We start from the raw sequence: 12,544 nt of genomic DNA on the forward strand, positions 1-12,544 counted from the left end.
ATGTAGTACCAGAAGCACTTAATATGAAGTTTGAGGAATATAAAGGATTAGATTTACCTAAGGTAGCAGAAAACATACTAGAATATTGGAAAGAGAATAACATTTTTGAAAAAAGTGTTACCAATAGAGAAGGCGGAGAAGGATATGTATTTTTTGAAGGCCCACCATCTGCAAATGGTATGCCAGGTATTCACCACGTTATGGCACGTACCATTAAGGATATTTTTCCTCGTTATAAAACAATGAAAGGTTACCAAGTTAAGCGTAAAGCTGGCTGGGATACACACGGCCTACCTATAGAACTTGGAGTAGAAAAAGAACTAGGAATTACCAAAGAAGATATTGGCAAAAAAATATCTGTAGAAGAGTACAATGCCGCTTGTAAAAAAGCTGTAATGCGCTACACAGATGTTTGGAACAAAATGACTGAACAAGTTGGTTATTGGGTAGATATGAACGACCCTTACATTACTTACAAGTCTAAATATATGGAGTCTGTTTGGTGGTTGCTAAAACAAATTTATAGCAAAGACCTAATTTACAAAGGCTACACAATACAACCATATTCCCCTAAGGCCGGCACAGGACTTAGCTCTCATGAGCTAAACCAACCAGGTACCTACCAAGATGTTACAGATACTACGGTAACTGCACAGTTTAAGGCTCATAAAGAAACCTTGCCAGAGGCTTTTAAAAATGTAGACGGAGACGTTTATTTTATTGCCTGGACAACAACTCCTTGGACATTACCATCTAACACTGCTTTAACAGTTGGTCCTAAAATAGATTATGTTTTAGTACAGACTTTTAATCAATATACTTTTGAGCCTATTAAAGTTATACTTGCAAAAAGCTTAGTAGGGAAACAATTTAGCGGTAAGTTTATTGTAGCAGAAAGTAGCGAAGATTTAAAAAGCTACAGCTCAACAGACAAAAAAATACCTTACCAAATTATAGCAGAGGTAAAAGGTACAGATTTAGTTAATGCTACTTATGAGCAGCTTATAGACTACGTACTACCTTACCAAAATGCAGAAAATGCATTTAGAGTTATTTCTGGCGACTTTGTTACAACAGAAGATGGTACTGGTATTGTACATACCTCACCAACTTTTGGTGCAGACGATGCTATGGTTGCTAAACAAGCAACTCCAGAAATACCACCAATGTTGGTATTAGATGAAAATGACAACCCTGTTCCTTTAGTAGATTTACAAGGTAAGTTTAGAAAAGAACTAAAAGAATTTGGAGGCAAATATGTTAAAAATGAATATTACGCAGATGGCGAAGCTCCTGAACGTTCTATAGATGTAGAAATTGCTATAAAATTAAAAGAAGAAAACAGAGCTTTTAAAGTTGAAAAATACGTGCACAGTTACCCTAACTGTTGGCGTACAGATAAACCTATATTATACTACCCATTAGACTCTTGGTTTATAAAGGTTACAGACGTTAAAGAAAAAATGTTTAGCCTTAATGAAACTATAAACTGGAAACCGAAATCTACTGGAGAAGGCCGTTTTGGCAACTGGTTGGCTAATGCAAATGATTGGAACCTATCTAGATCTCGTTACTGGGGTATTCCATTACCAATTTGGAGAACAGAAGATGGTAAAGAAGAAATAATAATTGGTTCTGTACAGGAACTAAAAGAAGAAATGGCAAAAGCGGTTGCTGCTGGCGTTCTAGAAAAAGATATTTTTGAAGACTTTGTTGTTGGTGATATGTCTGAAGAAAACTATGACAAAATAGATCTTCATAAAAACATTGTAGACCAAATAACATTGGTTTCTGCTAGCGGAAAGCCAATGAAAAGAGAAAGTGACCTAATTGACGTTTGGTTTGACAGTGGCTCTATGCCTTACGCACAATGGCACTACCCTTTTGAAAACAAAGAACTAATAGATGAAAACAAAGCATATCCTGCAGATTTTATTGCAGAAGGTGTAGACCAAACACGTGGTTGGTTTTATACACTGCACGCAATATCTACAATGGTTTTTGATTCTGTTGCATATAAAAATGTAGTATCTAACGGTTTGGTTTTAGATAAAGACGGTAAAAAAATGTCTAAACGTTTAGGCAATGCTGTAGATCCGTTTGAAACTATGAACCAGTTTGGACCAGATGCCACACGTTGGTATATGATTTCTAACGCAAACCCTTGGGACAACTTAAAGTTTGATTTAGAAGGTATAGCAGAAGTAAAAAGAAAATTCTTTGGTACATTATACAATACCTACTCTTTCTTTGCTTTGTATGCTAACATAGATAAGTTTAGTTACTCTGAAAAAGATGTTGCTTTAAACGAGCGTCCAGAAATAGACCAATGGATTTTATCAGAGTTACATACCTTAATAAATAAGGTAGACCAAGCCTATGCAGATTATGAGCCTACCAAAGCAGCAAGGCTAATATCTAACTTTGTGCAAGAAAACCTAAGTAACTGGTATGTTCGTTTATGTAGAAGACGTTTTTGGAAAGGAGATTACCAACAAGACAAAATATCTGCATACCAAACATTATACACTTGTTTAGAAACTGTTGCTAGACTAGCATCACCTATAGCTCCGTTCTTTATGGACAGACTTTACAAAGATTTAACCCAAGCAACCACTAAAGAAAAAGCTGAAAGTGTACATTTGGCAGACTTTCCAAAATACAATCAAGCCCTTGTAAATAAAGAGCTAGAAAGTAAAATGGAAAAAGCGCAGACCATATCATCATTAGTATTGTCTATTCGTCAAAAAGAAAAAATAAAAGTACGTCAACCATTACAAAGAATAATGGTTCCTATACTAGACGAAAAACAAAAACACGAGATAGAAGCTGTTGCCGATTTGATAAAATCTGAGGTAAACGTAAAGGAAATTGAACTTTTAGATGATGCTTCTGGCATATTGGTAAAGCAAATAAAACCAAATTTTAAAGTTTTAGGTCCTAAGTACGGAAAAGATATGAAGCTGATTGCCAAAGCAGTAGGTGATTTAGATCAAGATGACATCCAAAAAATTGAGCAAAATGGCGAAATAATTATTGTTATTGAGAATAAAAGTATTAATTTACAGTTACAAGATGTAGAGATTTTGTCTCAAGACATAGAAGGCTGGTTAGTTGCTAGTTCAGGCAGTTTAACTGTTGCTTTAGATGTTACAATTAGTGAAGATCTTAGAAAAGAAGGTATTGCTAGAGAACTAGTAAATAGAATTCAGAATTTAAGAAAAGAATCTGGTTTTGAAGTAACTGACAAAATTGATATTAAAATATTAAAAGATGGTTATGTAGAAAATGCTGTTGCAGACAACATAACATATATTAAAACTGAAACATTAACAGCGGAACTTAATTTTGAGGAAAAACTGGACAATGGCACAACAATTGCTTTTGATGAAGTAAATACAAAATTGTTTATCCAAAAACATTAAAAACTATGGCGCAAGATTTAAACGTGAGATACGGTGACAAAGACTTAGAAGAATTTAGAGTTTTAATTACTGAAAAAATAAATAAAGCTAAAGAGCACTTAGAGCTTTTAAAAAGTTCTTATATGAATGATGGCAACAATGGTACAGATGATACATCGCCAACATTTAAAGCATTTGAAGAAGGCTCACAAACAATGAGCAAAGAAGCAAATACGCAATTAGCAATTCGTCAAGAAAAATTTATTCGCGATTTAAAAAACGCCTTGTTACGTATTGAAAACAAAACATACGGTGTATGCAGAGTAACCGGAAAACTAATTAATAAAGAACGATTAAAATTAGTACCACACGCTACACTTAGCATTGAAGCTAAAAATATGCAAAAATAAAAAAAACGCCCTTTTAGGGCGTTTTTTAATACATTATATGAAAACTACTTTATACATTTTATTACTAATTTCTTTCGGTTTTTTAAATGCTCAAAAAGTTGTAGAAAAAACAGTTTTAAATGATCATATCTCTTTAATTAATATTGATACTGAAAATTGCTACCAAGTTACTTTAGAAACAGGTAAAAATGAAGATGTTATTGTGTCTGCCAATATAGAAGGAGAATATAAAAAAGACTTAGTTTTAGAAATTAAAGAGGAAGCCGCTAGCATTTTTATTACTACTGGTTTTAGCCCTACATTTAGCAACCCTAATGACAAACTTAGCGCACACAAAGTGATATCTATATCACTACACATTATTGTACCACAGTACAAAAATGTAAAATTGTATGGTAAAAGCTCAAACATTATAGCATCTGGTAATTACAAAAATTTAAACATTACCTTATTAGATGGTTATTGTGCATTGCAAAATATAACAGAAACTATAACCGCTACTACACAGAGCGGCAATATATTAGTTAAAAGCAATAATGCAGTTGTAAAAGCAGCAACAAAATATGGTAAAATACACCAAGACAAACTTGCTAAAGGCAACACAAATTTTAACTTATCTTCTATTACTGGAGATATACACATCAGTAAAACCAAATAATTGTCTATTTTTGCAAAATCTATCTTGTAAAGAATGAGTTTAAAAAAATCTGCATTAATAGTAATACTAATTTTATTAGTAGACCAAATAAGTAAAATATACGTAAAAACTACTTTTACGTACCAGCAATCTGTAGAAGTATTTAGTTGGTTTAAAATTCTATTTATAGAAAATGAAGGCGCTGCTTGGGGTGCCAAATTAAGTGATATTTTCCCTATTGCAGACAGCACAGGAAAATTAATACTAACCGTTTTTAGACTATTTGCTGTTGCAGGTATTGGCTATTGGCTTTTTGACACTATAAAAAAGCACGCACCAAAAGTTTTAATTTTTGCAGTATCATTAATATTTGCTGGTGCACTTGGTAATATTATAGACTCTGTTTTTTATGGCGCTATTTTTGACGAAAGCTATGGCAAAGTAGCTACTTTATTTTCAGACGATCCATATAGCAGTCTTTTTCATGGTAAAGTTGTAGATATGCTTTATTTTCCAATTGTACAAAATGCTGTTTTACCATCTTGGATACCTGTAATTGGCGGCAATACGTTTAGCTTTTTTGAACCCGTATTTAATGTAGCAGATACAGCAATTAGTACTGGCGTTGGTATATTATTGGTTTTTAACAAAAAAGCATTTGGCTCTAAAACTGATAAATCTGCTGAGGAGTAACACAATAATTTAACGGTATATCACTTTCATACACATCTGTTATTTGCTCTTCTGCTTCAAAAAAAGACAGTCCAATTTTTAATACGTTAGGCTTACAATCTTTTAAAAAGGCATCATAAAAACCCTTACCATACCCTATTCTATTTCCTTTTTTATCAAAAGCTAAGAGAGGTACAAAAACAACATCAATTTTATTAGGTAATATTTCTATACCATCTACAGGTTCAGGTACATTAAAATTATTCTTTTTTATAACCGTATTATCTGTAAGCAAAAAATTGGTAAGTGTATTATCTGCATTCATTTTAGGTAAAATAACGTGTTTATCTTTACCTTGTAATATTGTTAAAATAGTACTTGTATCTATTTCCTTTTTTTCTTCTATAGATAAAAAAATGTGATAATAATTAAAATCCCAAATAGGCATTTTTAGCAGTTGGTTTGCAATTTCTACGCTGTAATTGTCTGCGGCATCAGCACTCATTTTTTCCCTAAGTAAAACGTACTTTGCGCGTAATTCTTTTTTTACCATTGGTTCTTTAATAGCGTTTTTATTCATTAGATGATATAGCTTCGTAAATTACCAAAAAAATCATCATTAATAAATAAGCACCCATAGCTACAACGTATAACTCCATGCTTTTCAAAATTTTAGGATTACAATGTAATCATTTTTTTTTACAAAAATCGATTAAGAGTGCATTTTTATCGATTAAAAGTATAGTTAATAAAGATAATACTACTTTTTACAGGAGAAGTACCTCAATATATAAAACTTTTACAACATACAGTAAAATCTATATTTAATTGTTAAAAAAGCGTTAGTACAAGTAAAAAGACTAAGCTAAAACCAGCACAATCAAAAAAAGAGATTATTTTTACTCTATGCCGCAAGAAATATCCATAAAATTACAATTAAGTACATTACCTAATAGTCCAGGAGTGTATCAATTTTACGATAAAGAAGAGAAAATATTATATGTAGGTAAGGCTAAAAACTTAAAAAAAAGAGTAAGCTCTTACTTTAACAAAACACATGATAATGGCAAAACTAAGGTTCTTGTAAAAAAAATAGTATATATTAAACATATTGTAGTAGACACAGAGTCTGATGCGCTATTACTAGAAAACAACTTAATAAAAAAGTACAAACCTAGGTATAACGTTTTACTAAAAGATGATAAAACATACCCTTGGATTTGCATAAAAAATGAGCGTTTTCCGCGTGTATTTTACACAAGAAACTTAATTAAAGATGGGTCTGAATATTTTGGACCTTACACAAATATGAAAACCGTTAGGGTTTTACTGGACTTAATTAAAAGTGTATACCCGTTACGCACTTGCAATTATGATTTGTCTGCAGAAAAAATTAACGCACACAAATACAAAGTTTGCCTAGAGTATCATTTAGGTAATTGCAAAGGCCCTTGTGAAGGTTACCAAACTACAGAAGAATACCAAAGACAAATTGTAGAAATTAAAGACATTTTAAAAGGCAACTTTAAATCGTCTTTACATTATTTTAAAACTCAAATGAAATTTTTAGCTTCGGAAATGAGATTTGAAGAAGCACAAGATTTTAAAGAGAAAATTGAGGTTTTAGAAAACTATCAAGCAAAAACTACTATTGTAAATCCTAAGATTAATAATGTAGATGTTTTTTCAATTATATCTGATGAGAGCTACGCTTACATTAATTTTTTACAATTGTCTCACGGAGCAATTATTAGATCTCACACACTAGAACTAAAGAAAAAGCTGAATGAAACTGATGAAGAACTTCTTCAATTAGGAATTATAGAAATTAGACAACGTTTTAAGTCGCACTCTAGAGAATTATACCTGCCTTTTCCTGTAACTGTAGACCGCAATTTAAAAGTTACAATACCCAAACTTGGCGATAAAAAAAGAATTCTAGAGTTGTCTGAAAGAAACGCAAAGTATTTTAGAATGGAGCGTTTTAAACAATTAAAAGTTACAGATCCGGACAGGCACACAAACCGTATAATGGCGCAAATGAAAAAAGATTTACGTTTGTCTGAAGAACCAAGACACATAGAGTGTTTTGACAACTCCAACATACAAGGCACAAACCCGGTTGCAGCCTGTGTTGTATTTAAAAATGGTAAACCTGCAAAAAAAGAGTATCGCCATTACAACATAAAAACTGTTGTAGGGCCAGATGATTTTGCCTCTATGGAAGAGGTTGTTTTTAGACGTTATAAAAGATTATTAGAGGAAGAACAGCCTTTACCACAACTAATTGTTATTGATGGCGGTAAAGGACAACTATCTTCTGCTCTTAAAAGTTTAGATGCCTTAGAATTAAGAGGAAAAATAGCAATTATAGGCATTGCAAAAAGATTAGAAGAAATTTATTTCCCAGGAGATTCAATTCCGTTATATTTAGATAAAAAATCTGAAAGCTTAAAAATAGTACAACAACTACGTAATGAAGCACATAGATTTGGCATCACTTTTCACAGAAAAAAACGCAGTAATGCTGCTATAAATTCTGAGTTAGAAGGAATTGAAGGCGTTGGAGAAAAAACCGCTACAGATCTTTTAAAATCGTTTAAATCTGTAAAAAGAATTAAAGAAGCCAGTATAGAGAAACTTGCCGAAGTTGTAGGGATGTCTAAAGCTCAAAAAATATATAACACCTTTCATTAAATAAAAAAATGAAGAAAACAATAGTTATTGTAACGCTACTTTTAATTAGCTGCACAGCTTTAGCTCAAATAAAAGCACCTAAAGACAGTGTAAAAGTTGGCTTAGTACTTAGTGGTGGTGGCGCTAAGGGGTTGGCACATATTGGCGCCCTAAAAGTTATTGAAGAAGCTGGTGTTAAAATAGACTACATTGGAGGAACAAGTATGGGTGCTATTATTGGCGCCTTGTACGCATCTGGTTATTCTGCAAATGAACTAGATTCTATTTTTAAAAGTGTAGATGTATCTTTACTTATACAAGATAACCTGCCAAGAGGAGCAAAAACTTTTTATGATAAAGAAGACGCAGAACGCTACGCTTTAAGTTTGCCTTTTAACAATTTTAAAGTTTCGTTTCCTTCCGCAATATCTAGCGGACAAAACATTTACAACTTACTTGTTAAGCTACTGTACCACGTTAAAGACACTAAAGATTTTAACCAGCTGCCAATTCCTTTTTTTTGCATAGCAACAGATGTAGAAACTGGGCAAGAAATTTTATTAAACAAAGGATATTTACCTGAAGCTATTATGGCAAGTGGCACCTTCCCCTCTTTATTTGAGCCTGCTGAAATAGACAATAAAATATTAATAGATGGTGGAGTAGTAAACAATTATCCTATTAAAAAATTAAAAAAATTAGGCGCAAATATTGTTATTGGTATAGACGTACAAGATGGTTTAGCAGACCGAGAGAAGCTTAGCTCTGGCACAGAGGTTTTACTACAAATTAACAATTACAGAACTGTTAATGATATGAAAAGTAAAGCTAAATTAACAGATGTGCTTATAAAACCATCAATAGAAAAATATTCTGTTATAGATTTTGACCTTGGATCAGAAATTATAGCATCTGGAGAAGCTGCTGCCCAAAAAAAAATAAATGATCTTAAAAACATTGCCAAACAACGTGGTATTGTAACAGAACAAAAACAGTGTATAAAACCACACGACTCTATTACCATAAACAGACTAATTATTTCTGGCAATGAAGACTACACAAGAGCTTACATTAAAGGTAAACTAAGGTTAGATTTAGACAAACAAATATCTTTTAACAAACTACAGCAAGGCATTAACAACTTAGCTGCCACTAATAATTTTAAAACAATACGCTATACATTAGACACCAGACCATCTTTAGACTCAGAGGAAGATGAACTTGTTTTAAAATTAAAAATAAAAGAAAATAAAAATAAAATGTTTATTAAAATGGGTGCTCATTATGATGATATTTATAAAAGTGCAGCCATTATAAACCTCACTAAAAAAAATATTTTTTTACAAGATGATGTTGGCTCTTTTGATTTTATTCTAGGAGATAATATTAGGTACAAAATGCAATACTACCTAGATAAAGGTTTTTACTGGAGTTTTGGACTAAATTCTACTTTTAATGACTACAATTACGAAATAGATTACAACATTATCAAATCTAATTTTGTTGTTCCAGACACGGGTATTAACAACATTAACATAAACGCTACTAACCTCACAAACCAGGCGTATATACAAACCGTTTGGAACGAAGAATTTGCCTTTAGTTTAGGTGCAGAACATAGGTTTTTAAAATACACTTCGCGAACGCTACAGCAAGATGATACTGAAAACAACGAAGACTTTAGAACCATTTTTGAAAAAAGTAACTACTATAGCACATTTGCCAAGTTAAAACTAGACACCTACAATGATAAATATTTCCCAAGCAAGGGAGTATATTTTAATGGCGACTTACATTTTTACATGTTTTCATCAGACTACAACAATAACTTTAAAGAGTTTTCTATTGCACAAGGCACTGTTGGTACCGCTTTTCCTATTGCCAATAATTTATCTTTAAACATAGAAGCTGGTGGTGGATTTAAACTAGGAAATTCTAATGTTAGATCTTTAGACTTTATTATGGGTGGTTACGGAAACAATTTAGGAGACGGCTACGTTTCCTTTTTAGGGTATGATTTTATTAGTTTAACTGGTAATAGTTATATAAAAGGACTTACTAGGTTAGATTATGAGTTTAGCCCCAAAAATCATTTATTATTAGCCGCAAATTTTGCCAACATAGATGATGATATTTTTAGAACCGCAGAGTGGTTTAAACTGCCAGATTATACTGGTTATGGTGTTGGTTACGGATTTGAATCCTTTTTAGGACCAATACAAACAATATACTCTTGGTCTCCAGAAAAAAACAAAGGAAGACTATTTTTTAGCATAGGTTACTGGTTTTAATTTACCAATTAACTATAAGCAAACCTAAGGTTCATCTATTTTTACGATATTTGTAAGAACAAAACTGTTTTATGTTATTATTTAGAATTGATATTACCGCCCATCTTAGGGCAATGTGGTGAAGCAAATGTTTTAAACCTGTATTTCATCTTTCTGCTAAAAGATGAAAATTTTATCATATCAAATTATATAAACTTTAAAACAAAATATTATGTCAACATTAGACAATACATCGCTTAAATTACCAAAAGAAAATTTAGAAGCAGAAGACTTTTTACCATTATTAGGAACAGACTATGTAGAACTTTATGTAGGTAATGCAAAACAAGCAGCACATTATTATATGTCTGCATGGGGTTTTCAGCCACTAGCATACGCTGGCCTAGAAACTGGTTTAAAAGACCGTGTATCTTACGTAATAGAACAAGGTAAAATTAGGTTAGTACTAACCTCTCCTTTAAATTCTGGAGGAGATATAAACAGGCATATTGACGCTCATGGAGATGGCGTAAAAACAGTTGCCCTTTGGGTAGATGATGCTACAAAAAGTTATAAAGAAACAACTAGCAGAGGTGCAGAAAGTTATTTTGAACCAAAAAAAGAAGAAGATGAAAACGGAGAAGTTGTTTTCTCTGGAATACATACTTATGGTGAAACTGTACACGTTTTTGTAGAAAGAAGCAATTACAAAGGTATATTTTTACCAGGTTATAAAGCTTGGAACCCACATTATAAGCCTGCAGATACCGGCTTAAAATACATAGATCATATGGTAGGTAATGTAGGGTGGAATGAGATGAACAAATGGTGTGAGTTTTATGCTAAAGTAATGGGGTTTGCACAGCTTGTTTCTTTTGATGATAAAGACATATCTACAGAATACACTGCTCTAATGAGTAAGGTTATGAGTAACGGTAATGGCCGTATTAAATTTCCAATTAACGAACCTGCGGAAGGAAGAAAAAAATCTCAGATTGAAGAGTACATAGATTTTTATAACGGAGCAGGTGTACAACATATGGCATTAGCTACAGATAACATTATAGAAACTGTAACTGCATTAAGAGATCGTGGCGTAGAATTTTTAACTGTTCCTAGCTCTTATTACGAAGATGTTTTAGACAGAGTTGGTGAAATTGATGAGGACTTAGCACCTTTAAAAGAACTAGGCATTTTAATAGATAAAGATGATGAAGGCTACTTATTACAAATATTTACGAAGCCTATTTTAGACAGACCAACAATGTTTATAGAAATTATACAAAGAAAAGGCGCAAAGTCTTTTGGTAAAGGAAACTTTAAAGCGCTATTTGAAGCCATAGAAAGAGAGCAAGAATCTAGAGGAACCCTTTAACAAAACCGCTATATTATTATGAATGCAGTAATTTTTGCATTTAAAAGCTAAAGTAGTGTTAACACTTTAGTTAAAGTAAGTTAAAACCAATTATTACTCTGAATTAATGTAGTACTTTTGACGGCATAAGGGGTGGTTCCCTTATTAACTTTAAGTATTGGTTTTTCATAATTTAAAGTTTGGTTGGTTATTTAGGAAAAGCCCAGTTTTAAGACTGGGCTTTTTTTTATGCAATACTTTGGAACAAAAATTGTTTAAATAATTGTAAAGACATTTAATTGTATTTTCAATTTTAGTAATTTTACATCATAACGATATGAAAAAAGTATACATAACCCTTTTATTACTAGCAACTTTTTCTGCTAACTCCCAAAATACGCACAGTGCGTTTAAAGCAGGAGAATGGCTACGCTTTAGAATTCATTACGGAATTTTTAATGCTAGTTACGCCACACTACAAGTTAAAAATGACAAAATAGACAACAAATCTGTTTACCACGTTGTTGGCAAAGGAAGAACCACAGGTTTAGCACGTGTATTTTTTAAAGTAGATGATACTTACGAGAGCTATTTTGACAAAAATAATGGCAAACCCTATAAATTTGTTAGAAAAGTAAGTGAAGGTAGCTACACCTTAGATTTAGATATAGATTTTGATTATAAAAACAAAAAAGCTACTCTAAACGATCATAAAAAAGATAGAAAGTTAGACTTTTCTATAGATCATAAAATACAAGACTTAATATCTGCTTTTTACTATCTTAGAAACAACTATAAACCAGAAGATTTAAAAAAAGGGGAATTTGTTGTTTTAAATTTACTTTATGATGATGATGGTATTTTTAAGTTTAAACTTAAATATTTAGGAAAAGAAACTTTAAAAACTAAATACGGTAAAGTAGAATGTCATAAATTTAGACCCTACGTAGAGTCTGGTCGTGTTTTTAAAGAACAAGAAAGCTTATCACTATGGGTTTCTAATGATGACAATAGAATTCCTATTAGAATAAAAGCAGACCTAGCTGTTGGCTCTATAAAGGCAGACCTAGATGGTTATGCCGGATTAAAGCATCAGTTTAAAATAATAATGGACTAACATT

General features: G+C 32.0%; 9 protein-coding genes. 8 read left to right on the plus strand and 1 reads right to left on the minus strand.

Features of this window, described 5'->3' with window-relative positions:
- Positions 1-23 precede the first annotated feature (23 nt).
- Genes ileS through CELLY_RS05410 form a run of 4 tightly spaced genes read left to right on the plus strand, consistent with a single transcriptional unit; the run spans position 24 to position 5,144 of the window.
- Positions 24-3,425, plus strand: coding sequence for an isoleucine--tRNA ligase (gene ileS / locus CELLY_RS05395; RefSeq protein ID WP_013620647.1), 3,402 nt, complete (start codon positions 24-26; stop codon positions 3,423-3,425).
- Positions 3,426-3,430: 5 nt separating this feature from the next.
- The gene (locus tag CELLY_RS05400) at positions 3,431-3,814 is read left to right on the plus strand and encodes a TraR/DksA family transcriptional regulator (RefSeq protein WP_013620648.1); all 384 of its coding nucleotides are present in this window, start codon (positions 3,431-3,433) and stop codon (positions 3,812-3,814) included.
- 37 nt (positions 3,815-3,851) lie between these two features.
- Complete coding sequence (locus tag CELLY_RS05405; protein WP_013620649.1) at positions 3,852-4,472, plus strand: DUF4097 family beta strand repeat-containing protein; 621 nt, start codon at positions 3,852-3,854, stop codon at positions 4,470-4,472.
- Between the two features lie 33 nt (positions 4,473-4,505).
- Positions 4,506-5,144, plus strand: coding sequence for a lipoprotein signal peptidase (locus CELLY_RS05410; protein ID WP_013620650.1), 639 nt, complete (start codon positions 4,506-4,508; stop codon positions 5,142-5,144).
- Here the strand turns inward: CELLY_RS05410 and CELLY_RS05415 are convergent.
- Positions 5,116-5,676: a 5-formyltetrahydrofolate cyclo-ligase gene (locus CELLY_RS05415; RefSeq protein ID WP_038507302.1), complete on the minus strand. Its 561-nt coding sequence runs from the start codon at positions 5,674-5,676 to the stop codon at positions 5,116-5,118. The two genes, CELLY_RS05410 and CELLY_RS05415, sit on opposite strands and share 29 nt — an antisense overlap.
- A gap of 353 nt (positions 5,677-6,029) precedes the next feature.
- On the opposite strand from CELLY_RS05415, the gene uvrC reads away from it, so the two are divergent.
- The 4 genes from uvrC to CELLY_RS05435 all read left to right on the plus strand — a co-directional run bounded on the left by uvrC (position 6,030) and on the right by CELLY_RS05435 (position 12,540).
- The gene (uvrC, locus tag CELLY_RS05420; RefSeq protein WP_013620652.1) at positions 6,030-7,820 is read left to right on the plus strand and encodes an excinuclease ABC subunit UvrC; all 1,791 of its coding nucleotides are present in this window, start codon (positions 6,030-6,032) and stop codon (positions 7,818-7,820) included.
- 8 nt (positions 7,821-7,828) lie between these two features.
- Complete coding sequence (locus tag CELLY_RS05425) at positions 7,829-10,090, plus strand: patatin-like phospholipase family protein (RefSeq protein ID WP_013620653.1); 2,262 nt, start codon at positions 7,829-7,831, stop codon at positions 10,088-10,090.
- A 211-nt stretch (positions 10,091-10,301) separates the two neighbouring features.
- The gene (hppD, locus tag CELLY_RS05430) at positions 10,302-11,444 is read left to right on the plus strand and encodes a 4-hydroxyphenylpyruvate dioxygenase (protein WP_013620654.1); all 1,143 of its coding nucleotides are present in this window, start codon (positions 10,302-10,304) and stop codon (positions 11,442-11,444) included.
- A gap of 316 nt (positions 11,445-11,760) precedes the next feature.
- Positions 11,761-12,540: a DUF3108 domain-containing protein gene (locus tag CELLY_RS05435; protein WP_013620655.1), complete on the plus strand. Its 780-nt coding sequence runs from the start codon at positions 11,761-11,763 to the stop codon at positions 12,538-12,540.
- Positions 12,541-12,544: the final 4 nt, after the last annotated feature.

Origin of the sequence: Cellulophaga lytica DSM 7489 (assembly GCF_000190595.1) — a bacterium.
Taxonomy (GTDB): Bacteria; Bacteroidota; Bacteroidia; order Flavobacteriales; family Flavobacteriaceae; genus Cellulophaga; species Cellulophaga lytica.